The organism is Pseudenemella bisphenolivorans (assembly GCF_051133435.1).
Classification (GTDB): domain Bacteria; phylum Actinomycetota; class Actinomycetes; order Propionibacteriales; family Propionibacteriaceae; genus JAAYAO01.
In genome coordinates this window covers 977,750-1,000,549 of record NZ_JBPGNY010000001.1, presented here as the reverse complement: position 1 = coordinate 1,000,549, position 22,800 = coordinate 977,750, and the positions used below count along the sequence as shown (strand labels likewise).

Genomic DNA, 22,800 nt, shown 5'->3' with positions numbered 1-22,800 from the left:
GTGATCCGGATATTCGTCGGTGACCGGGGTTTGACGATCACATCCGATATCCATCGTCTCGTCGATCGAAAACATGTAAGGCACTGTTGCTGATAAGCGACAGCTTCCCACTTCCGCGCCGTCGAGGTGCATGGTGGCAGTTCCCCCCTGGCCAACGCCGCCTCCGTCGTAGGTGAACTCCAACACCAGTTGATGGGCGCCCGAGGTGAGTGGTTCATCGGACCGCAGATAGGTCCGCTCACTCGCGCGGTTGTAGCAGTAGGTGGGATACCCCTCAATGACATAAATGGACCACCCGCCGAACCTGCCGCCCTGCGCGATGATCACCCCATCAGCGACGCCTTCCGGTACCTCCAAGTCGGCAGTGATACGGAAAGAAGAGTTCTTCACGTTGGGTGCCGCAGCTTCCCGTAGACCCCGCATCTCCGGTCGCAGCAGGATGCTGCGTCGGGTGCCCATCAGGTCGGGCCGCGGAGCAGTAGCAGGCAATTGACGCTCTCGGATGCGGTCATCAATCGGTAGCACGTTGTACCGCGATGCCTCGGCCATGAAAGCTTCCTGCATCCGGGCCAGTAGCTCGGGGTGTTCAGCTGCCACATCACGGGCCTGGGTCCAGTCCGCGTTGGTGTCATACAGTTCCCAGACGTCTTCAGCCAGCGAGGGAAGCTTGTCCCTGTCGGGGGACCACATCATTGGTTGGTGGAGAGTTACGGCTGTCCATCCGTCCTGGTAGATTCCGCGGCTGCCCCAGATCTCGAAGTACTGGCGCGTCCGCCGTGAAGGTGCGTCGGGGTCGGCGAAGGAGTAGATCATCGAGACGCCATCCAGAGGTGCTTGAGATACGCCGTCCACTATCCGCGGAGCAGGGATTCCAGCAGCCTCCAAGACTGTTGGCGCGATATCGATCACGTGATGCCATTGGTGGCGCAAGCTACCGGTATCGGTGATCGCGTTCGGCCAATGCATAATCAAGCCATTCCGCGTACCCCCATAGTGGGATGCGTACTTCTTGGACCTGGGATACGGGGTGTTCATGGCCAACGCCCAGCCCACAGGGTAATGCGCATAGGTGTTTGGGCCGCCCAACTGCGCCAAGTACTCCTCGGTCATGGGCGGTGGGACGCTGATGCCGTTGAACTGCGCGATGACGTTTGCCGAACCCTCCAGGCCTCCCTCGGCGGCAGCGCCATTGTCTCCAAGCATGTAGACAATCAGCGTGTTGTCGAGTTGCCCCAGTCGTTCCACGTCGTCGATCAACCGATCCACCTGGGCGTCCATGTGTTCAGCGAACTCCGCGTAGAGCTCCATGAGTCGCTCGGACATGCGACGGGTGTCTTCATCCAGTGTGGCCCAGTCAGGTACATCAGGATCAAAGTCGGACAACTCGGCCTCGGTGGGGACAAGGCCCATCTTCTTCTGCTGATCGAAGATTCGTTCCCTGAGCTCATTCCATCCAGCCGCGAACTCGCCTCGGTAGCGTCCTCGATGGCTCTCAGGTACCTGCAACGGGTCATGGCAGGCACCGAAGCTCACATAGGCAAACCACGGACGGTCCGGGTCGAGCGCGGACACCGTGTTGATCCAACCCGATGCCTGATCAACGATGTCTTCTGAGAGGTGATACCCCTCTTCCGGGGTGCGTGGCGGCTCAATGGGGTTCAGGCCATCGATCAAGTTGGGGTAGAACTGATTGGTTTCCCCGCCGATGAAGCCGTAGAAGCGATCGAATCCCTCATTGGTCGGCCAGCGATCGAAAGGCCCTGTCTCGCCCAGTTCCCAGAGCGGGGTTTGGTGCATTTTCCCGAATGCCCCCGTATGGTAGCCATTTCCCTGCAGGACACGTGCAAGCGTTGCCATGGAATCTGGCCGAATGCCGTCGTACCCGGGAGCAGATGTCGCCATTTCCGGGACAATTCCCATGCCAACACTATGGTGGTTCCGCCCAGTCATCAGAGCGGCCCGCGTTGGGGAGCAGAGCGCAGTCGTGTGAAACCGTGTATATCGAACCCCACCAGAGCTCAATCGATCCGCAGCGGGCATCCGGCATGGCCCCCCGAATGCGGAGGAGGCGCCGAACCCCATGTCATCGACCAGGATGATCAGAACGTTGGGTGCCGCATGCGGCGGTTTGATCCGTTCGGGTAAAGGGAAAGGAGGTGCGTCGCGAATGTCATGCGTTGTGGATGCGACGGCGTCCGATTTCGGTTGGATAGGGATAACGTTTCGATCAATTTCGTTCATTCCGCGATCCATGCCTTCTCCCAGCCGCTCAGTGCATCATTCGTGGGCGTAACGCCCTGGATCTTTTCATGCCATCCGACATAGCTTGGTCGTGGCGCCAAGGCGATGGCCGAGCTTGTCTCCTGAAAACGAGCTTCAATCTTTCCCAAGATTTCTCCCGCATCCTCCATCGGGGTATCTCGCAATTCGTTGAGGAGTTTGTCCATCTCGGGATCTGCCGGCATTGACCTCGAGGGAGATTGTGAGTGGAACTTGCCGTACAGCTGTGCATATGGGTTGTTGTCGCTGATGCTCAGCCCGCTTCGAGAGATATCGAAATTCTTGTCGACATAGACAGTGTTGATCAGGTCAGCGGTCGATCGGAGTTCGGTCTGTTCGACCGAGAACCCGACGGATTCAAGTTGCGCCTTGAGGGCCAAGGCTTCGCTGCGCATGGATGGAGCGCTCAATGACACCAGTTCGATCGAACCGTCAAACCCTTCCCCTTTGGCCTCCTCCAAGTATTCACGGGCCTTCTGGGGGTCATGAGGTGTGGCATCGATGTCTTCGTCGTACCACTTGGATGCGGGGCTGAAGAGGCGTTTGCTCGCTACACCGGCGTCCCCGTTTGCACGGTTCTTCAAGTCCTGTTCATCAATGGCGTGAGCAAGGGCCCGTCGTACCTTCTCGTTGCTCCCGGGTCGATCGTCAGCGCCGTTGATCAGTACCACCAGGCCCAGTCCAGAGATCTGCACGAAGCCCGGTGTGTTGTTCTCGCGCAGTTTCTCGAACTGGATCGGGTCTTGCAGCATGAAGGCGTCCACATCACCCTTTTCGAAAGCCGAGACGATGGTTTCCGGGTCGCCCAGCCATACGAAACGCATCCCATCCAAATAGGGGCGGCCATCCCAGTACTTGTCGTTCGCTTCAAGAGTGAGCCGTTCTTGCGGGCGGTACTCTCCCAGCGTAAAGGCCCCAACTCCGATTGGTCGGTAGCTTTGGGGGTCGTCGGAGGACTTTGGGTGCACGATCATGCCCAGGCCTTTTGCCAGCTCAGCTTTGAACATGGGCCAGGGGTTCTTGAGGACGAACTTGACCGTCAAAGCATCAACCTTCTCGACTGAGTCCAGGTTTGCTTTAATGACGCTGCCGTCGTCTCCTGTGCGCAATCGCAGATAGCGTTCCACGCTGAAAACCACCGCGTCCGCGTCCAGTGGTGTCCCGTCCGAAAAGGTGACACCTTCCCGCAGCGTCACCACCCACTCGGTCGCGTCATCATTCGGCACCACCGATTCAGCGACGCGTGGCTCATATTCACCGGATTCAACGTCGTAGCGCACCAACTGGTCATGGATCGCCACCAGCACGGTGGCACCCGCTTGAGCTGCTGACGGCATCATGGCCGGATCGAGGATGCGCGGTTCAGTCATGTCAGCGTAGGTGACGACCCCGCCTTTTCTGGGCTCACCCGCTTCAGGAGAGTCGTAGTACGCCTCCTTGTACAGGTCCCACGAACCTGCGTCGGAGCCCGGTTGGGACTCCTCGCCAGGAGTCTCGCTGCGCGTGCCACAAGACACGGTCGAGAACAACAGGGCGGCGGAGACGAGGGACACAACCGTGCGTTGACGCCATTGTCGATTCATCGTGAGCCTCTTCCAAATATGGGGGATCCAGCGTGGCCGTCGCGGGGAAGCTGGTTTGACCTGAGGAAATGGTTTGCCGGTCATTAGACAGGCGCTGAGATCAGGGGCAGGCATTATTTCCGTTTAACGGGATCGACTTCCGACTCCGGGGGTGCGATGCCGCTTGGCCGGGCGGTGGAAGCCGGCACCATCTGGGGTGGGGACGGCATCTAGGCCTGCGGTGGAAGTCGCCGCAGCAGCATCTCCACCCAGGGGATGACGCCAAGTCCCGTCCGCGGCCCGACGCGAGAAGCGAGCCTGCTCCGTAGCGTGTGAGGTGTGCTGAAGCGAAAGGACTTCCGATGACTTCCGACCTCTCACGGGCAGCGGTGCGTGGCGCCGGCCTGACCAAGATCTACGGCTCCGGCGACGCCGAGGTGCGCGCCCTCGACGGCGTGGACGTGGCCTTCGAAGCCCGGATGTTCAGCGCGATCATGGGGCCGTCCGGTTCGGGCAAATCGACCCTGCTGCACGTCCTGGCCGGCGTGGACGACGTCACCAGTGGTGAGGTGGTGCTCGGCGACACCCTGCTCACCGGGGCCTCCGACAAATACCTCACCCTGCTGCGCCGCGAACGCATCGGCTTCATCTTCCAGTCGTTCAACCTGCTGCCGATGTACACCGCCGAGCAGAACATCCTGCTGCCGCTGGAGTTGGCCGGACGCAAGGCCGACCGGGACTGGTTCGACCAACTCATTTCGGTGCTGCAACTCGGCGACCGGCTGACACATCTGCCGTCCGAGCTTTCCGGCGGTCAACAGCAGCGGGTGGCGATCGCCCGGGCGCTGATCACCAAACCCGATGTGGTCTTCGCCGACGAGCCCACCGGCAATCTGGACTCCCGCTCCGGGGCGCAGATCCTGAGCTTCCTGCGCACCTCGGTGCGCGAGCTCGGCCAAACCGTGGTGATGGTCACCCATGATCCCTCCGCTGCGGCCTATGCCGATCGGGTGGTGCTGCTGGCCGACGGACGGGTGGCCGGTGACATCACCGACCCCACCCCCGACTCGGTGCTGGCCGGCCTCGACGCCCTGCGTTCCTTCGAAGGGGTGGCCTGAGATGTGGCGCCACACCCGCCGTCAAATGCGCAACTCGATCACCCGCTTGGTGGCGGCCGGCCTGGCTGTCGTACTCGGCACGGCCTTCATCGCGGCCACCATCTTGTCGACCGAGGTGATCGAAGCCACCGCGCGCGAGATCGCGATGGCCGAACTCGAGGGCGCGGACATCATCATCGATGTCGGCGGCCCCGAGTCGGGCGCGTCCTCGGACATCACTGCAGCCATCTCCAAGGTGCCCGGGGTGACCGACGTCCACGAAGTGCATTCGCTGCCCGTACTGTTCGGCAGCGGAGATCAGGAACGCTACGCCGAACTGCGCAATATCCCACCCAACCAGGAGCTTTCCGCCGGCACCCTGCCCACCGGCGACGGCGTGGTGATTTCGGAACAACTGGCCGAACGAATCGGTCTGCAGTTGGGTGACAGCCTGACCTTGCGCAACTCCGCCGGAGAACCCAAGGCCGATCGCACTGTCGAGATCGTCGGGACGATCGATGCCCCGTTGCGGAGCAGCAGTGAGGTGATCTTCGGCTCGAAGGAGATGGTGGTCGACCAGCAACGCCGCACCGATTGGGGCTGGTCGATCAGCCAATTCCTGATCTACACCGACGGTGACCCGGACGCCGTGGTGGGTCAGGTGTGGGCCGCCATCCCGGCCGCCGTGGCCGATGATTTCGTGGTGCGCACCGCCGAGGAGTACACCGACCAGTTCGTGCGGGATGCGGTGGGCAACGCCAACAGCCTGATGTGGTTCGGGCTCGGTTTCGCGGCCCTGGCCATCATCGTGGCCGGGCTGGTGATCGCGAACACCTTCGAGGTGCTCGTCGCCCAACGCACCCGCAACCTGGCAATGCTGCGATGTGTGGGGGCCTCGAAGGGGCAAGTGCGCGGCACGGTGTTGCTCGAGGCTCTGATCCTCGGTCTGCTGGCCTCCCTGTTGGGAGCCCTGGCCGGGCTGGGTTTGGGGCAACTCGTCGGGTGGTTCCTGGAGAGCCGCAATCTCGGGCTGGCGGTACCCAGGATCGCCGACATCACGCCGTGGACGCTGATCATTCCGGTGCTGGTCGGGGTGGCGGTGACCTTGGTGGCCGCCAGCGGTCCGGCCAGGGCCGCCACCCGGGTCAGCCCGATCGCAGCCCTGCGTCCGACCGTGGTCGAGCCGGTGCGCAGCAGCAGTAAGGCCCGGCTGGTGGTGTCGCTGCTGTTGATCGTCGGCGGTGGTGTCCTGCTCGTCTCAGCCGTGGCGGTGTCGTTGCTGTCCGATCCGGACGATTTTCAGGCGTCCACGGTGCTCGGGGTGATGCTGTTCACCGGCATGCTCGGTGGCCTGTTGTCGCTGATCGGCGTCCTGGTCGGGGCGGTGTACGTGGTGCCGCCGGTCACCACAGCGCTGGGTCGGCTGCTCGAACTGATGGTCGGCAGAAACACCAAGGCCACCGTCCGGCTGGCCACCGCCAATGCCGTGCGCAATCCGCGCCGGACCGCCACCACCACCTCGGCCCTGGTGATCGGGGTGACCCTGGTGGGGTTGATGGCCACCGGGGCGGCCTCGGCCCGCGCCACGATGGGCGAAATGTTGGGGCAGCAGTTTCCCGCCGATGTGGTGGCCGAAAACCTGAACGGTGCGGAAGTTCCCGAGCAGGTGCAACGCGAGATTGCCGCCGTGCCCGGTGTCGACGGGATTGTTCCGGTCAGCACCAGCCAGGCGAGCCTGGCCGACCCCGGCGCCGACAACTACTACGGCAGCGTGAACGCCCTCGATGTGAAGAAGGCTCAAGGCGTGGTCTTCGGCGCCGATCGGATCGCCGACCTGCGGCCGGGTGAGGTGGCGGTGCCCGAGACGGTTGCCCGTGACCAGACCTGGGGCGACGGTGACGCCCTGCAGCTCGTGGACGATGACGGACGATCCACGCCGGTGACCGTACGGGTCGTGTCCCGAGTTCCGGCGATCGTGGTGCTGCCCGAAACCCTGGCCAAGGTCACCGAGCCCCGGATGACCGGTTTGTTGATTGCGGTGAACGACAAGGCCGATCTCGACGAGACCGTCGACCAGATCACCGAAGTGGCGAACCAGGCCGACCCCGAGGGCGGATACGCGGTGTCCTCCCCGGCCCAGGCCCGCAAATCCTTCGAGCAGGTGATCGACGCCCTGTTGGCCGTGGTGCTCGGTCTGTTGGCGGTGTCGGTGGTGATCGCTCTGGTTGGGATCGCCAACACCCTCAGCCTGTCGGTGATCGAACGTCGCCGGGAGCACGCGGTGCTGCGGGCGGTGGGGGTGACCAAGGGGCAGTTGCGCGGAACCCTGGCCGTCGAAGGGGTACTGCTCGCGCTCACCGGCGCGGTGGTCGGCATCGTGCTCGGTCTGATCTACGGGTGGGCCGGCGCGGCGGTGCTGCTCGGATTCACCGGCGCGTTCACTCCCGGGGTGGCGCCGCTGATCACCCTCGGTGCCGTGGTGATCGGGGTACTTGCCGGGCTGATCGCCTCGGTGGCCCCGGCCAACTCGGCGATCCGGGTACCACCGGTGGTCGCACTGGCGGCCGAGTGAACCAAAACCCCCAACTCACCCAACGAATCCGGCCCGAAGCGGGCAGATCGCGGGGCTGAGTTGGGGGTTTTGGTACCCCCGCACACCTCGGCTCCAGGTCGGGCCGCCGATAGGCTGGCTGCATGGCTACTGTCTTCACCAAGATCATCAACGGCGAACTGCCCGGACGATTCGTGTACCGCGACGACAAGGTGGTTGCATTCCTGTCCATCGGCCCGGTGGCCTACGGGCACACCTTGGTGGTGCCGGTCGAGGAGGTCGACCACTGGGTCGATTGTGACCCCGAACTGTGGGCCCACCTGAGCGATGTGGCGCTGCTGGTCGGCAAGGCGATGCAGCAGGTCACCGGTGCGTCCCGGGTCGGCACGCTGGTCGCGGGCTTCGAGGTGCCGCACCTGCACATTCACGTCTTCGGTGCCGACGACATGAGTGGTTTCCAGTTGGCCCCCTCGGCCCAGGTGAGCCTCAACGACGAGGAATTCGACCGGGCCCAGCAGGAACTCACCGCCGCGATCGAGCGACTGCAAGCCGGCTGACCGGCCCCCGAACCACCAGGTGCAATCAGAGGGCCGGACGACGGGTCAGCATCGCCGCGCCGATGATGCACAACACGAAGGCGAAACCATAAGCCCAAGTGGCCGGGCCCGCCATGTGCCCGCTGCCGTCGAGGACGAAGTAGAGCGGGATGATCATGCCGATCAGCAGGCCGATGATCGCCGGAACCAGCGCCATCGCCTTGTAGCCGGGCGACTTCTGGGCCAGGAACAGGATCGTGGCCGTCAGCACCAGGAAGGCGCAGATTCCGCTGACCACGATGCCGACCATCAACAGCCCGCCCAGGAACGGGTTGAAGCCCATCAGGTATTCGACGTGCCCGATGCCGTTGTACGACCGGGCCGGTTTGCTCCACCACGGGGCCAGCAAGCCGATCACCGAGACCACCACACCGAGTTGGGCCAGCACTGCGCCCGGGATCGCCGAGGGGCCCAGCGTCCAGTCGTGGACGGGTTCGGCGGGTGGTCCCTGATGCGGCGGCTGCTGCTGCGGGCCCATCGGCTGCGGATGGCCCGGGTACTGCGGATGGCCGTGCTGTGGGTGACCAGGGGGAGGTGGCGGGGCGCCGGCGGGTTGAAAACCACCCGGCCGATATGGGTCCGGCGGTGGCTGCTGGCCGGACCAGCCCGAAGCCGGCGGCCAGGCGGGTGACCCCGGTGGTGGGTGGGCCATATCGCGCTCCTCGGGCGTCGCGGGTATCGGACGGCGTCAGCCTACGGTGCCACAGGGCGGGCGCACGTGGTCAAGGAAGCGTGCGGTCGAAAGTGCGCGCGGTCCGAAGAGGCAGCGGTCACAAGGAGTCGCCGAAGTCGCGGCGGAAGGCCGCCACCAGGTCATGCTGCCACTCGCCGATCGGCGCCAACCGTCCGTAGAAGAACCGCAGGATCTCCGGCTCATCGGTGAACTCCAGGCCACCGATCAGCTCGCGATTCTCGTGCAGCCAGGCAATCCGGTCGACGGCGTAGGACAACTGCGAGAGCGTGAACACCCGCCGCGGCACGGCCAGCCGCAACAACTCCATGTCGGCCAGGCGCTCCGAACCGTCCGGTTCGCGCTGCTCCGAGAGCGTGCCGCGCTCCATCCCGCGCACCCCGCTGGTCAGGTACACCGCGGCGGCCAAGGCGCCGGACGGGTACTGCTCCTGGGGTACCTGGGGAATGAAACGTCCGGCGTCGATGTGCACGCCGAGCCCGCCGGGCGGGGTGACGATCGGCACGTCGCGGGCCAGCAGTTCCTTGGCCATGTGGGCGATGAACTCCGGACCCTGGTTGATCACCTCGGGGTCCATCGTTTCCTCCAGCCCGATCGCGAGCGCTTCCATCTCGCGCACCGACATCCCGCCGTAGGTGAGGAACCCTTCGAACAGCGGCACCAGCCCGCGCAGTTCCTGGTACAGCTCCTTCGACCGGGTGATGATGCCGCCACCGCGACCGAACCCGAGCTTGCGGCCCGAGAAGTAGATCAGGTCGAACTCGTCACAGATCGCCCGGGTGATCTCGGCGATCGACGCGTCGGTCCACCCCTCCTCGCAGGAGGCGATGAAGTGCAGGTTGTCCTGCAGCAGCGAGGCGTCCAACACATAGCGCAGCCCGTGCCGGCGGCAGAGTTCACCGACCGCGCGGAAGTTCGCCAACGACACCGGCTGCCCACCGATCAGGTTGGTGCCGGCCTCCATCCGGACGAAGGGGATGTTCTCGGCACCGACCTGTTCGATCAGCGCGGCGAGTTTGTCGAGGTCGACATCGCCCTTGAACCGGTCGTCGGATTCGACCCGCAGACCGGCCTCGGCGATCACCTCCTCGACCCGGCCGCCGCGCATCGTGATGTGCGATTTGGTGGTGGTGAAGTGGTAGTTCATCGGCACCACCGAGCCCTCGCGCACCCAGGCGTGGGCGATGATGTTCTCGCAGGCCCGGCCCTGATGGGCGGGCAGGAAGTAGGGCGTACCGAAGATCTCCTCGATGGTGGCGGCCAGCCGGGTGAAGGTGGCGGAGCCGGCGTAGGAATCGTCCGCGGTGAGCATCGCGGCCTGCTGTCGATCGCTCATCGCGTTGACGCCCGAATCGGTGAGCATGTCGAGGAAAACGTCGGCGTTCTGCAGCAGGAAGGTGTTGTTGCCGGCCTCGGTGAGGGCGGTCAGTCGCTCCTCGATCGGCGGCAGGGTCAGCTTCTGCACAATCCGCACCTTGTGCATCTCCAGCGGCAGTTGTTCGCCCGCGTAGAACTTGACGGCCATCATCCACTCACTTGCGCTTCGGGCGGGCCGTTCCCGCCCATCGTTGGCAGTGTAGGCCGCGGGGACGGGCACGGTCGGCGGGTCCGAACCGGCGTCGGAGCGAGCAAGATCACACCGGCGCGGTAGTGGGCCAACACGCACTGCCCGGCCGTGGCGTCACCCCTCCGAGTGGCGTCGGCCATGCGGATCAGGCAAACACCTGCTGGTATCTGTCGATCAGGTCCTCCGGAGCCGAAGCAAGAACCTTCGCGCCGTGTTTCTTGGCCGCCGTGCCCCAGATGGCGGGAGTGATCATTTCGTGCCATACCCAGTGGCCGAGGTCCGCGTCCTCGTCGTCGAAGTCGTCGAGGTCATCAGCGCTCACCAGATCTTCGACGTGTGCCTTGACCGCGATCAGCGCATCGAGGCTGGCCGGGTTGGCGACCAGCTCGGGGAACTCCTTCGCGGCCCGGAAGTCCTCTGTCGAGACCACACCACGGATGAAGATGGGCACGGTCAGTGCTGTGAAACCGAACTTCTTGATGAAGGCATGAAGGAACTTCTGCTGCACCGAGGAGTGTTCGTCGTCGCACAGCGCGAAGTAGTCGTTGACCAACGGCCACCACTGCTCGTCCGTCATCCCGAGCGCGAAGACGGCGAACGAGCCGGGAAGTACCACGAGTTCATCACCGAAGTTGGTGTACTCGGCGTACTCGCGCATCGCCAACCGGGCGTAGCGCTCAAGTTCTGCATGCAACTCCCATTGCGCGGCCCCGGCGATCAGGTGATGGATGGGCTTCTTCGGCAATCCCGCGATCGGCAGCACGGTCTTCTCGCCACCGCGCACCGCAACGGAATAGCTCTGTGGAAACTGCGGGTGTTCGAGCAGACGGCACAGGTGGTTCAGTGCTTCGGCATAGTGCTCACGGCTCGTGCCCTTGAGGTTGATCCGCACCTCGCCGAAGGCATCGTTGGCAGTGGCGGTGATCAGGCTCGAGGTGTGGTTCTGCAGGTCGGCAGGGAGCCGTCCCGTGCCGTTCTTCTTCAGCTCCTTGACCATGTCGGGACGAAAGCGCGAGACAAGCGCCAACAGACGATCGGTGGTCACAACACTGAAGCTCTCCCCGTACACCGTGAAACACACCGCCACGTGGCAGGCGAAACGGAGAAGTGACTCATCCGGCTCGGCACCGGAGTCGTCAACCCGGATGCTCGCCTTGGCGAACTCCTCGAGGGGTGTTTCGATCTCAGCCCATCGACTCAGCTTGCGCAGAGCATCACAGAACTGCACGGCCTCGTCGTACGGGAAGTCGCCATCGGGAAGCGTCGCGAGATAGCGCTCCATCAACTCCCTGGGCCGGAAGGGCACGTCATCGCTGCCGATGACCACCGGGGGATAGGCCGAACGGTCGGCGCGGGCCTCACCCCGGAGCACGTCGCGGATGCACTGATCGGCTTCGGCCGACAACTCCGGTGTGGGGCCGGAGGCACTGGGCCCGGGTTTCGGTACTGCCATGAAATCCATCCTTGGATACGACGAGATGTGTCCCGCACTCCCGCCTCGACTCCGAGCGCGATCTGCGCGTCTTCGTGAGGCAGAGGCCTGCACCTGATTCTGCGGATCGGACCCCGCTACCGATCACAACTGGACGGGATGTTACCCGGGCCGCGGCTCCCCTGGTCGGCAGTGCCGATCGACGTTCGGACCCGCCGATGCGCTCGTCCCAGGCAGTGAGACCGACTGGCGAACACCGCCGCCGATGTGTTTCCTTAGGTGAGCCTTACCTCATATAGGTAAGCCTTGCCTAATGAGTTGGCGCGCGGCTCGGACGGTGAGAGTGACCACAACCGGACGCCCGACGTTCCGGACCACAGCGGATCGACCCGCGATCACAACCCGACAAGGACACTTTCGATGACAACGACGTTACAGGGTCGCCTGGCCCTGATCGGCGGCCTGGCCGCGGCACTCGCGCTGACCGCCTGCGCCACCGACTCCGGAGCCGACACCGGACCGGGCACGGGTGGGGAAGCCAAGACCGTGCAGATCGAGGACAACCACGGTACCCACGAAGTGCCGGTGAACCCGGCCAAGGTCGTCGCCACCGACAGCCGCAGCTTCGAGACCCTCTCCCAGTGGAACATCGAACTCACCGCCGCCCCGAAGCGGCTGATGTCGAGCGAACTGTCCTACCGCAAGGACGAGTCGATCATCGACCTCGGAACCCACAAGGAACCGGACCTCGAGGCGATCGTCGCCGCCGAACCCGATGTGGTGATCAACGGCCAGCGATTCGCCCAGCACTACGCCGACATCAAGAAGCTTGCCCCCGATGCCACCATGATCGAACTCGATCCGCGCGAGGGTGAACCCCTCGATGCCGAACTGCGTCGCCAGACCGAGGGGCTCGGAAAGATCTTCGACAAGCAGGACGAGGCAGCCCAGTTGGTCACCGACTTCGACACCTCGATCGAACGGGTCAAGGCCGCCTACAAGTCCGGCGACAAGGTGATGGCGGTGATCACCTCCGGCGGTGAGATCAACTACGCCGCCCCCGGTTCGGGACGCACCCTGGGCCCGGTCTTCGACATCCTCGGCCTGACCCCGGCCCTGGAAGCCGAGGGTTCCACCGATCACCAGGGTGACGACATCTCCGTCGAGGCGATCGCCCAGTCGAACCCCGATTGGATTCTGGTGATGGACCGGGATGCCGCGATCAGCGCCAACACCGGCGAGAAGTACACCCCGGCCAACGAACTGCTCGCCGAGTCGCCGGCGCTGAAGAACGTGACCGCGGTGCAGAAGGGCCAGATCGTCTACATGCCCGCCGACACCTACATCAACGAGTCGATCCAGACCTACACCGAGTTCTTCAACGCGCTGGCCGAAGCGATGGAAAAGGCCAACTGATCCGGCTTCGGGTGGGGCCGGCCCGACCCGGCCCCACCCGTGGGAAGGCAACCCCATGAGCACCCACACCGACATCGCCCCCGACCTGCTCACCGCCGGCGCCGGGACACATCGGCGAGCGAAGAGCACGCTGTTCACCCGGCCCCTGGTACTGGGCGTGATCCTCACCGGAGCTCTGGTGACCGCGTCGCTGTTCGTCGGGGCTTACGACATCTGGACCAATCCGGACGGCTGGCAGATGTTCGCGATCACCCGGATTCCGCGCACCGCGGCGCTGGTGCTGGCCGGTGCGGCGATGGCGATGTCGGGCCTGGTGATGCAACAGCTCACCCAGAACCGGTTCGTCGAACCGACCACCACCGGCACCACCGAATGGGCCGGGCTCGGCCTGCTGATGGTGATGATCCTGGCCCCGCAGGCCTCCCTGCTGACCAAAATGGCCGTCGCGGTGCTGACGGCCTTCGGCGGCACGATGATCTTCTTCCTGATCCTGCGCCGGATCACGCTGCGCTCATCGATCATCGTGCCGATCGTCGGCATCATGCTCGGCGGGGTGGTCGGCGCGATCTCCACCTATCTCGCCCTGGCCACCAACATGCTGCAGAGCATGGGGGTCTGGTTTCTCGGCTCCTTCACCTCGGTACTGCGCGGGCAGTACGAGCCACTGTGGCTGATCGCGCTGATCGTGCTGGCGATCTTCATCGCCGCAGATCGATTCACCGTGGTCGGGCTCGGCCAGGACTTCGCCACCAATGTCGGGGTCAACTACAAGCTGGTGATTCTGCTCGGCACCGGCCTGATCGCCGCGGCCAGCGGCATCGTCACCGTCGTGGTCGGCAACCTGCCCTTCCTCGGCCTGATCGTGCCCAACATCGTCTCGCTGTACCGGGGCGACAACCTGCGCTCCAACCTGCCCTGGGTGGGCCTGCTCGGCGTCGCGATGGTGACCGTCTGCGACATCATCGGACGGGTCATCATCGCCCCCTTCGAGGTGCCGGTGGCCCTGATCCTGGCCGTGGTCGGCGCGGTGGTCTTCATCGCCCTGTTGCTGAGGCAGCGGCGTGGCTGAGCTCACCGCCCTGGCCGGCACCGAACCGCACCGGTACCGACACCGGCACCGACACGCGGGCGCCTTCCCGACCCCGGCCGCGGCCCGTCGGTACTGGCTGATCCTGATCTGCCTGGCGATCGCCGCCCCCGCCCTGCTGTTCGCGAACCTGGCCTGGGACAACCCGATGCCGCTGGGCAGCAGGGGGTTCTGGCGGATCGCCGAACTGCGCGCCACCAACATGGTGATCGTGGTGGTGGTCGCCTTCTGCCAGGGCATCGCCACCGTCGCCTTTCACACCATCACCAACAACCGGATCATCACCCCGGCGATCATGGGCTTCGAGTCGCTGTACCGGGTGGTGCAAACCGGCGCGGTGTTCCTCTTCGGTGTCGCCGGCGCCACCATGGTGCAAGGGGTGTGGCAGTACCTCGGCCAGGTCGGGCTGATGGTCGGATTCGCCGCCCTGCTGTACGGCTGGCTGCTGACCGGCCGCCGCGCCGGCATCCACCTCACCCTGCTGGTCGGCATCATCCTGGGCACCGGGCTGGGTGCGCTGGCCACCTTCATGCAGCGGCTGCTCACCCCGGGCGAGTTCGACGTCCTCACCGCCCGGTTGATCGGCAGCATCGCCAACGCGGACGCCACCTACCTACCGGCGGCGATGGTGCTCGCCGGGCTGGCCGGCGGATACCTGTGGTTGCGCGCCCGAACCCTGAACGTGATCGCCCTGGGCCGGGACGTGGCCACCAACCTGGGCATCAACCACAAACGCGAATCGATCGTGATGTTGATGCTGATCGCGGTGCTGATGGCGGTGACCACCTCGCTGGTCGGGCCGTTGGCCTTCCTGGGATTCCTGGTCGCGATGATCGCCTACCAGTTGGCCGACACCTTCGACCACCGCTACCTGTTCCCGACTGTGTGGCTCACCGGCATCGTGCTGCTGGCTGGGGCCTACTTCGTGCTGCGGCACCTGTTCTACGCCGAGGGCTCGGTGGGCATCATCATCGAGATCGTCGGCGGCACCTTCTTCATCGTCCACCTGCTGCGAAAGGGACGGCTGTGATCAGCATCCGCGGCGCCATGAAGCGCTACAGCTCCGAGGTGCAGATCGGCCCGGTCGACCTCGACCTGCCCGCCGGCGGGGTGACCGCGCTGATCGGCCCGAACGGAGCCGGCAAATCCACCCTGCTGACGATGGCCGGCCGGCTCACCGAGATGGACGGCGGGTCGATCGAGGTCGCCGGGCACGACATCCGGCGCACGTCGTCGAACGAGCTGGCGAAGGTGATGGCGATCCTGCGCCAGGAGAACCACTACGTCACCCGGCTGACGGTGCGCCAATTGGTCGGTCTCGGGCGTTTCCCGTACTCCAAGGGCCGGCTCACCGAGCACGACCAGGCGCTGATCGATCAGGCGGTCGACTTCCTCGACCTCGGCCAATTGCAGGGCCGCTACCTCGACGAACTGTCCGGCGGACAACGGCAACGCGCCTATGTGGCGATGGTGCTTGCCCAGGACACCGACTACCTGCTGTTGGACGAGCCACTGAACAACCTGGACATGCGTCACGGCGTGCAGATCATGAGGCTGCTGCGCGATGCCGCCGACGAACTGGGCCGCACCGTGGTGGTGGTGTTGCACGACATCAACTTCGCCGGACGCTATGCCGACCGGATCTGCGCGATGAAGGACAGCCGGGTGGTGTGTTTCGGCACGCCCGAGGAGATCATTCGCGACGAGGTGCTGACCGACATCTTCGACACCCCGGTGCAGTGCATCCCCGGGCCGGTCGCACCGATCGCGGTCTACTACTGAACCCGCCCCCTCGGTGGGCTCAGCGTCCGATCGAGGTCTGGGCGGTCTCGACCCGGAAGATCGGCCAGTCGGCCGCCACCTCGCCGATCACCTCCAGCGGATCGTCGTGCTGCACCGGAATGTGCGGACGAGCCCCCGGGGCGGACTTCAGGAAGGCCTGCATCACCCGGGCCCGCTGCACCCGATCGGGCCCCAACTCGACCAGTTGGACGTGTTCGGTGCGGCCATGACGCAGGGTCGCGGCCCCCTCGGCAGCGCGCACGTTGTGCACCCACTGGGCCCGCTCACCCAGCATCGACACCAAGTAGCGCTGCCCGTCCAGCTTCGCCATCACCAGCGGGAAACTCACCGGCTTGCCCGACCGTCGTCCGTCGACCACCAGGTTGACCATGGGCGACAGCCGCGTGCGGGAGAGCCAGGAGGCGGGCTTGAGGTAGAGCAGTTTGGTGATCGTGCGCGGGCCACCGCGGTAGAGCCAGCGGGCGTACTCATCGTGCGGGTGGCGCAGGGTCTGCTTCAGGCTGCGTACCCGGGCCGCTTCCCAGCGCGGTTGGACGGGTTTGATCCCCTCGGGGCTGGAGTCGGCCTCGTCCAGGGCCCCCACGGCCTGGGCCACCGCGTCCTTGCGCTGGTCGGCCGGTGCGGTGGCGAGCGCGTCGATGACCATCGCCACCGAGTTGATCATGGTCGCCACCCCGGCCTCGTCGGACGGGAAGTGGCCGCTGTCGACCAATGGCACCACGGCGGTGGGAGCGGGAATCCGGCGCAGGTACTTCACGCTCAGCGCGAGCGGGGTCCAGCGATCGCGGTCGCCGTGCACCAGCACCACCGGTACGTCCACCTGCTCGGCCGGGGTGTGCGGACGAGCCTTCAGGAATGACCGCATCCAGCCCAGCGAAGCGGTGTTCCCGGCCCCCCGGGTGTCGTGCAGCAACTCCTTGCGCAGTTCGGGTTCGTTGGCGATCCGCCCCATCCGCGACACCCACCGCAACGGCACCTGCCGGCTCGCGAAGGGGCCGGCCGCCGCGGCCAACAGTGCCGGGCCGGCGGTTGCCAACCATTTCGAGCGCAGCGTCGCCGCACGCACGTCCGGGTCGGACGGGTCCAACAGGGCGGTGGCGATCACCGCGTCGACGGCACCGGTACGGGTCGCGGTATCGAGCGCCAGCAGCCCACCGAGGGAGGCGCCGATCAGCAACAGCGGGCGCTCGTCGTCCTCCTTGGTGACCAGGTCGGCGAGCATGTCGCCCCACTGATGAAAGCGGATCCGGCCGGGTTGGCGGCTCTGGGTGCGGCCGTAACCGGGCAGGTCCGGCATCGTGATGCGAGCCCCGAGGGCGGCGAATTGGGCGGCCAGCGGCCACATCGCGGCCGCGTTGCCACCCGCCCCGTGCACCAGAATGATCCGCACCGGGGCATCGGCCTCGCCGACATGTTCCAGGTGCACCCGGTGTTGACCCCAGGCCCACGACTGAGCAGCGCGGGGCATCCCCAGCGGTACGGGTGGGAAATACCGTTCGTATCGCAGATCAGCCGGATCGAGGACGCCGGGATGGGGCATGGCTACATTCTGCCGTCTCGCCGCCGAGTCAGGATTCCGGCTCGGATGACGCGTTGCCGTGATACAGATCCGGCCACATCTCGGGCAAATCGGTCAGGAACCGGCCGAGCAGGTCCTGCGACCCTTCCAGGGCGCTGATCTCACCCGACCTGATCCGGTCTTCGACCGCCCCGCGGGCCTCGCGCACCGAGGGTGCCCGGCGCAGCGCGTCCTCGAGTTCCCCGCGCATCAGCGCCCAGAGCCAGTCGACCTGTTGCCGGCCACGCCGGGCCTTCAGACCACCGTTGAGCGATTCCAGGTACTCGCGGTGTTCCAGCACCGCAGCCCAGACATCGTCCAGGCCGTGACCGGTGTAGGAACTGCTGGTCAGCACCGGTGGCCGGCGGGCATCGGGGTCGGAGGTGATCAGTTTCATCGCCACGCTCAGATCCCGGGCGGCAACCCGGGCCTCGCCCTCGTGATCGCCGTCGGCCTTGTTGACCGTGATCACATCGGCCATCTCCAGGATGCCCTTCTTGATGCCCTGCAACTGGTCACCGGCCCGGGCCAGGGTGAGCAGCAGGAAGGTGTCGACCATGCCGGCCACCGCGACCTCGGACTGACCCACACCCACGGTTTCGACCAGGGTGACGTCGTAGCCGGCGGCCTCCACGATCAGCATCGACTCGCGGGTGGCCCGCGCCACCCCGCCCAGGTGCCCCCCGGACGGGGACGGCCGCACGAAGGCACTGTCCGACTGGGTCAGCGCGCCCATCCGGGTGCGGTCGCCCAGAATCGAACCGCCGGTGCGGGAACTGGACGGGTCGACCGCCAGCACCGACACCTTGTGGCCCTTGTCGATCAGCCGGGTTCCCAGGGCGTCGATGAAGGTCGACTTGCCCGCCCCGGGCACCCCGGAGATGCCGACCCGCACCGCGTTGCCCACGTGGGGACGCAGCAGGCGCAGCAACTCGCGGGCCTGGGCCCGATGGTCGAGCCGGGTCGACTCGACCAGGGTGATCGCCCGGGCGATGTGCGTGCGGGAACCGGAACGGACAGCCTCAGCAAGTGCCTCGGGGGTCTGTCGGGTCACGACGCATCCGCTGCCAGTTGTTCGTCGAGCTTGGTGATCAGGTTGATCGCGGCCTCGGGAATGTTGGTGCCCGGCGGGTAGATCGCGGTCGCGCCGGCGGCCAACAGTTCATCGAAGTCCTGCGACGGGATCACCCCGCCGACCACGATCATCATGTCCGGACGGCCCAGCTTGTCGAGCTCGGCGCGCAGGTCCGGCACCAGGGTGAGGTGGCCCGCGGCCAGTGAGGAAACACCCACCACGTGCACATCGGCCTCGATCGCCTGCCGGGCGGCCTCGGCCGGGGTCTGGAACAGCGGACCGACGTCCACGTCCATGCCCAGGTCGGCATACGCGGTGGCGATCACCTTCTGGCCGCGGTCGTGACCGTCCTGGCCCATCTTCGCGATCAGCACCCGCGGACGACGACCGTGCTTGGCCTCGAACTCGTCGACCAACTCCCGGGCCTTGGTGACCGACTCACTCTCACCAGCTTCACTGCGATACACACCACTGATGGTACGGATCTGCGCGGTGTAGCGGCCGAACACCTCCTCCAGGGCGTCGGAAATCTCACCGACCGAGGCCCATTTGCGGGCCGCGTCGATGGACAGATGCAGCAGGTTGCGCTCCGGGTCGGTCGGGTCGGGGTTGGCCGCGGCCCAGGTGAGCTTCTTCAGCGCCTCCTGGGTGGCTTCCTCGTCCCGCTCGGCGCGCAGCCGCTGCAGCTTGGCGATCTGCTCGGCGCGCACCTTGGCGTTGTCGACCTTCAGCACATCGGGGGTGCTGTCGTCGTCGGCGACCACGTACTTGTTGACCCCGATCAGCGGCTGGCGGCCCGAGTCGATCCGGGCCTGGGTGCGGGCGGCGGCCTCCTCGATGCGCATCTTCGGAATGCCGGCCTCGATCGCCTTGGCCATCCCGCCGGCCTGCTCGACCTCCTGGATCAGCGCCCAGGCCTTCTCGGCCAGATCGTGGGTGAGCCGTTCGACATAGGCCGAACCACCCCACGGGTCGACCACCCGGGTGGTGCCCGATTCCTGCTGGATGATCAGCTGGGTGTTGCGGGCGATCCGGGCGGAGAAATCGGTCGGCAGCGCGATCGCCTCGTCCAGCGCGTTGGTGTGCAGCGACTGGGTGTGGCCCTGGGTGGAGGCCATCGCCTCCAGGCAGGTGCGCATCACGTTGTTGTAGACGTCCTGGGCGGTCAGCGACCAGCCGGAGGTCTGCGAGTGGGTGCGCAGCGACATCGACTTGGAGTTCTTCGCACCGGTCTCGCGCACCAGCCGCGCCCACAGCAGCCGGGCGGCCCGCATCTTGGCGATCTCCATGAACACGTTCATGCCGATCGCCCAGAAGAACGACAACCGGGGGGCGAACTTGTCCACGTCCAGCCCGACGGCCTGACCGGCCCGGATGTACTCCACCCCGTCGGCCAGGGTGTAGGCCATCTCGATGTCGGCGGTCGCCCCGGCCTCCTGCATGTGGTAGCCGGAGATCGAGATCGAGTTGAACTTCGGCATATTCGCCGAGGTGTAGGCGAAGATGTCGGCGATGATCCGCATCGACGGTTCGGGCGGGTAGATGTAGGTGTTACGAACCATGAACTCCTTGAGGATGTCGTTCTGGATCGTGCCCGCGAGCTGTTCGGGCTTGACGCCCTGCTCCTCGGCGGCGGCGACATAGAGCGCCAGCACCGGCAGCACCGCACCGTTCATGGTCATCGACACGCTCATCTGGTCCAACGGGATGCCGTCGAACAGTTGGCGCATGTCCAGGATCGAGTCGATCGCCACACCGGCCATGCCGACGTCACCGGCCACCCGGGGGTGGTCGGAGTCGTAACCGCGGTGGGTGGCCAGGTCGAAGGCGATCGACAGGCCCTTCTGGCCGGCGGCCAGGTTGCGGCGGTAGAAGGCGTTCGACTCCTCGGCGGTGGAGAACCCCGCGTACTGGCGGATCGTCCACGGCTGGTTCACATACATCGTCGCGTAGGGGCCGCGCAGGAAGGGCGCGATCCCGGGGCGGGTCTGCAGGAAGTCCAGACCCTCCAGGTCGTGCTCGTCGAACACCGGGTCGACGACGATCTTCTCCGGGGTCTCCCACGGGGTGAGGTCCAAGCCCTCCTGCAGGGCCTTGAACTGGTCGAGCGAGTCGGCCGGGGGAGCGCCGTCGCCCAGTTCGATCTGACTGAAGTTCGGGACCGTGCTCACTTCGCAACTCCCAACTGGTCGAGGGTGGATTCCAGGAACTCCACCACGTCCATCCCATCGAAGACTTCGCCGTCGATGACCTCGGCGGCCTCGTCGCTGCCCACCTCGGTGAGCCGTCCGGCGAGGTACACCTTCTCGACCCCGACGCCCTTGAGCGCCCGGGCCACATCGACGGCCTGTTCGGCGTAGACCTTGGCCGAGGAGCAGAGCACCGCGACCTTCGCCCCGGCCTCCTTCGCCTTGGCAGCGATCTCGTCCGGCGTACCGCCCTCGGACTGCGGCCGGGCGATACCGGCGACCAGCAGGACGTTGCCGGTGAACTGTTCCCGGGCGCCGAAGTCGCGCCGGGTGCCCAGGCAGGCCATGAAGACCTGCGGGCGGGTGCCCGCGTTCGTGCTGCGGTCGCGCAGCGCCTCGAACATCTCGGCATCACGCCGGGCCGGCAGACCGTTGCGCTCGGGAGCCTCGGGCCGCGGGGTGTTCGGGATCGGCTTCTCGTCCTCCATCGGGAAGGCGTTGACGCCGGTCAGGTTCTGCTTGCGGACGGCCAACCGCTTGGCGCGGTCGGCGGCGGTGGCGGCGATGTCCTCGGCGATCCGGCCCGACTTCAGGGCCTCGACCATGCCACCGGCGGCCTCGATCTCCTGGAACCGGGCCCAGGCGGCCTGCGCGAGCTGATCGGTCAGGGATTCGACGTACCAAGAGCCACCGGCCGGGTCGGCCACCCGGCCGACATGGGATTCCTCGGCGGCGAGCAACTGGGTGTTGCGTGCCATCCGGCGGCTGAAGGTGTTCGGCAGCCCGTGGGCGGTGTCGAAGGGCAGGGTGACGATCGAATCGGCCCCGCCGACCGCGGCGGCGAAGGTTGCGATGGTGCCGCGCAACAGGTTCACGTACGGGTCGTCGCGGCTGATCATCCGCCACGAGGTGACCGCCTGCTGGTGGGCGGCGCGATGTCCCTGCGGAACTTCCAACACCTCACCCACCCGGTGCCACAGTCGGCGCAAGGCCCGCAGCCGGGCGATGGTCATGAACTGGTCGGCATTGGCCGGTACCCGGAACATGATCTGTTCGAAGCCGGCGGCCGCGCTGATGCCGGCCTCGGCCAGTGCCCGCAGGTAGGCCACGCCGGTCGCGATCGGCAACGCGAGGGCGTCCACCTCGCCGGCACCGGCATTGTCATAGGGCAGCACGTCCACGGTCAGTGCCCGGGCCGGAGCGAACTCGCCGGCCAGGGTGACCGCCTCGGCCAGCCTCGACAGGTCGGGCTCGGCACCGGTGCGGGCCGCCTCGGCCAGCGGATCGATGCCCAGGTTGCTGAGCGGCGCCGGAGCGGTGCCGGCTTCCCGCCAGATCGCGGCGAGGGCCTCGGCGGCACCCCACTGGTCGTCGGTGCTGGTCACCAGCACCGGGGCGATGTCCGTGCGCACCCCTTCGAGCAGGGTGGCCAGGTCGGTCGCGGCCAGCGCGTCCGAATCAACCCGGGCCCACACCGAGGTGGTGCCCCCGCGCAGGTCGGTCAGCAGCGACTTGTTGCCTTCTTTGGCATCGGGCGCCTCGTAGAGCTGGCACACGTCCCAGGGTTGGACGGTGCCGCCGCGTGCTTCGGCGCCGCGGGTGAAGGGGGCCACCCCGGGGTGACCGATGTGTTCGGGACCCTCGGTGTAGAGCGGCTCGATCGTCAGACCGTCCACCGTCGTGGTGCGCAGTCTGGCCATCGCCTGCTCGATCGAGAGTTCTTTGCCCTCGGGACGGCGTCGGTTGAGGACCTTCAGGACCTCGGCTTCCCAGTCCTCCCGGGAGGGGACGGAAAAGTCACCAGCAAGTTTGAGGAGGTCATTGTCGGACATGGTGCCAGCCTAAACCCGTCCCCCGACATCGGGCACAGCACCCCGGCATTCCGTTCCCACGCCC

General features: G+C 66.0%; 16 protein-coding genes. 7 read left to right on the top strand and 9 right to left on the bottom strand.

Annotated features, from left to right (window positions below):
- The coding region (locus tag ACR4XW_RS04850) for an arylsulfatase (protein ID WP_434759373.1) at positions 1-2,241 on the bottom strand (2,241 nt) is incomplete at its 3' end.
- Positions 2,238-3,863 (bottom strand): ABC transporter substrate-binding protein, encoded by a 1,626-nt coding sequence (locus ACR4XW_RS04845; RefSeq protein ID WP_434759372.1) that lies wholly within the window; start codon positions 3,861-3,863, stop codon positions 2,238-2,240. The genes ACR4XW_RS04850 and ACR4XW_RS04845, both read right to left, overlap by 4 nt.
- Positions 3,864-4,204: 341 nt before the next feature.
- On the opposite strand from ACR4XW_RS04845, the gene ACR4XW_RS04840 reads away from it, so the two are divergent.
- The 3 genes from ACR4XW_RS04840 to ACR4XW_RS04830 all read left to right on the top strand — a co-directional run bounded on the left by ACR4XW_RS04840 (position 4,205) and on the right by ACR4XW_RS04830 (position 8,047).
- Entirely contained in the window at positions 4,205-4,960 is a 756-nt protein-coding gene (locus ACR4XW_RS04840; protein WP_434759371.1) for an ABC transporter ATP-binding protein, read from the top strand.
- Between the two features lies 1 nt (position 4,961).
- Positions 4,962-7,511, top strand: coding sequence for an ABC transporter permease (locus tag ACR4XW_RS04835; protein ID WP_434759370.1), 2,550 nt, complete (start codon positions 4,962-4,964; stop codon positions 7,509-7,511).
- A 122-nt stretch (positions 7,512-7,633) separates the two neighbouring features.
- Positions 7,634-8,047 (top strand): HIT family protein, encoded by a 414-nt coding sequence (locus tag ACR4XW_RS04830; RefSeq protein ID WP_434759369.1) that lies wholly within the window; start codon positions 7,634-7,636, stop codon positions 8,045-8,047.
- A 25-nt stretch (positions 8,048-8,072) separates the two neighbouring features.
- Here ACR4XW_RS04830 and ACR4XW_RS04825 read toward each other — a convergent pair whose 3' ends face one another.
- The 3 genes from ACR4XW_RS04825 to ACR4XW_RS04815 form a co-directional block, all read right to left on the bottom strand.
- The gene (locus tag ACR4XW_RS04825; RefSeq protein WP_434759368.1) at positions 8,073-8,564 is read right to left on the bottom strand and encodes a hypothetical protein; all 492 of its coding nucleotides are present in this window, start codon (positions 8,562-8,564) and stop codon (positions 8,073-8,075) included.
- A gap of 292 nt (positions 8,565-8,856) precedes the next feature.
- Complete coding sequence (locus ACR4XW_RS04820) at positions 8,857-10,302, bottom strand: tryptophanase (RefSeq protein WP_434759367.1); 1,446 nt, start codon at positions 10,300-10,302, stop codon at positions 8,857-8,859.
- Between the two features lie 187 nt (positions 10,303-10,489).
- Positions 10,490-11,797, bottom strand: coding sequence for a DUF6138 family protein (locus tag ACR4XW_RS04815; protein WP_434759366.1), 1,308 nt, complete (start codon positions 11,795-11,797; stop codon positions 10,490-10,492).
- Positions 11,798-12,196: 399 nt separating this feature from the next.
- Here ACR4XW_RS04815 and ACR4XW_RS04810 point away from each other — a divergent pair, with 399 nt between their 5' ends.
- The 4 genes from ACR4XW_RS04810 to ACR4XW_RS04795 are packed head-to-tail and all read left to right on the top strand — an operon-like array spanning position 12,197 to position 16,061.
- Positions 12,197-13,192, top strand: a complete 996-nt coding sequence (locus tag ACR4XW_RS04810) for a siderophore ABC transporter substrate-binding protein (RefSeq protein WP_434759365.1) — start codon at positions 12,197-12,199, stop codon at positions 13,190-13,192.
- Between the two features lie 55 nt (positions 13,193-13,247).
- Positions 13,248-14,261: an ABC transporter permease gene (locus ACR4XW_RS04805; protein ID WP_434759364.1), complete on the top strand. Its 1,014-nt coding sequence runs from the start codon at positions 13,248-13,250 to the stop codon at positions 14,259-14,261.
- Positions 14,254-15,309, top strand: coding sequence for an iron chelate uptake ABC transporter family permease subunit (locus ACR4XW_RS04800; RefSeq protein WP_434759363.1), 1,056 nt, complete (start codon positions 14,254-14,256; stop codon positions 15,307-15,309). The genes ACR4XW_RS04805 and ACR4XW_RS04800 overlap by 8 nt, the downstream gene beginning before the upstream one ends.
- Positions 15,306-16,061 carry an iron ABC transporter ATP-binding protein gene (locus ACR4XW_RS04795; protein WP_434759362.1) on the top strand — a complete coding sequence of 252 codons (756 nt, stop codon included), beginning with the start codon at positions 15,306-15,308 and terminating at the stop codon, positions 16,059-16,061. The genes ACR4XW_RS04800 and ACR4XW_RS04795 overlap by 4 nt, the downstream gene beginning before the upstream one ends.
- Before the next feature lie 19 nt (positions 16,062-16,080).
- On the opposite strand, the gene ACR4XW_RS04790 is transcribed toward ACR4XW_RS04795, so the two are convergent.
- Genes ACR4XW_RS04790 through mutA form a run of 4 tightly spaced genes read right to left on the bottom strand, consistent with a single transcriptional unit; the run spans position 16,081 to position 22,736 of the window.
- On the bottom strand, positions 16,081-17,622 hold the full coding sequence (locus ACR4XW_RS04790) for an alpha/beta fold hydrolase (protein ID WP_434759361.1): 1,542 nt from the start codon (positions 17,620-17,622) through the stop codon (positions 16,081-16,083).
- A gap of 28 nt (positions 17,623-17,650) precedes the next feature.
- Positions 17,651-18,694 (bottom strand): methylmalonyl Co-A mutase-associated GTPase MeaB, encoded by a 1,044-nt coding sequence (gene meaB / locus ACR4XW_RS04785; protein WP_434759360.1) that lies wholly within the window; start codon positions 18,692-18,694, stop codon positions 17,651-17,653.
- Positions 18,691-20,886, bottom strand: a complete 2,196-nt coding sequence (gene scpA / locus ACR4XW_RS04780) for a methylmalonyl-CoA mutase (protein WP_434759359.1) — start codon at positions 20,884-20,886, stop codon at positions 18,691-18,693. The genes meaB and scpA overlap by 4 nt, the downstream gene beginning before the upstream one ends.
- Positions 20,883-22,736: a methylmalonyl-CoA mutase small subunit gene (gene mutA, locus ACR4XW_RS04775; RefSeq protein ID WP_434759358.1), complete on the bottom strand. Its 1,854-nt coding sequence runs from the start codon at positions 22,734-22,736 to the stop codon at positions 20,883-20,885. Before mutA ends, scpA begins: the two co-directional genes overlap by 4 nt.
- Positions 22,737-22,800: the final 64 nt, after the last annotated feature.

Excerpts from the sequence above, each read along its gene's own strand:
- ACR4XW_RS04845 (WP_434759372.1), bottom strand. The coding sequence starts at position 3,863 with ATGAATCGACAATGGCGTCAACGCACGGTTGTGTCCCTCGTCTCCGCC.
- ACR4XW_RS04840 (WP_434759371.1), top strand. The coding sequence starts at position 4,205 with ATGACTTCCGACCTCTCACGGGCAGCGGTGCGTGGCGCCGGCCTGACC.
- ACR4XW_RS04835 (WP_434759370.1), top strand. The coding sequence starts at position 4,962 with ATGTGGCGCCACACCCGCCGTCAAATGCGCAACTCGATCACCCGCTTG.
- ACR4XW_RS04830 (WP_434759369.1), top strand. The coding sequence starts at position 7,634 with ATGGCTACTGTCTTCACCAAGATCATCAACGGCGAACTGCCCGGACGA.
- ACR4XW_RS04825 (WP_434759368.1), bottom strand. The coding sequence starts at position 8,564 with ATGGGCCCGCAGCAGCAGCCGCCGCATCAGGGACCACCCGCCGAACCC.
- ACR4XW_RS04820 (WP_434759367.1), bottom strand. The coding sequence starts at position 10,302 with ATGGCCGTCAAGTTCTACGCGGGCGAACAACTGCCGCTGGAGATGCAC.
- ACR4XW_RS04815 (WP_434759366.1), bottom strand. The coding sequence starts at position 11,797 with ATGGCAGTACCGAAACCCGGGCCCAGTGCCTCCGGCCCCACACCGGAG.
- ACR4XW_RS04810 (WP_434759365.1), top strand. The coding sequence starts at position 12,197 with ATGACAACGACGTTACAGGGTCGCCTGGCCCTGATCGGCGGCCTGGCC.
- ACR4XW_RS04805 (WP_434759364.1), top strand. The coding sequence starts at position 13,248 with ATGAGCACCCACACCGACATCGCCCCCGACCTGCTCACCGCCGGCGCC.
- ACR4XW_RS04790 (WP_434759361.1), bottom strand. The coding sequence starts at position 17,622 with ATGCCCCATCCCGGCGTCCTCGATCCGGCTGATCTGCGATACGAACGG.
- mutA (WP_434759358.1), bottom strand. The coding sequence starts at position 22,736 with ATGTCCGACAATGACCTCCTCAAACTTGCTGGTGACTTTTCCGTCCCC.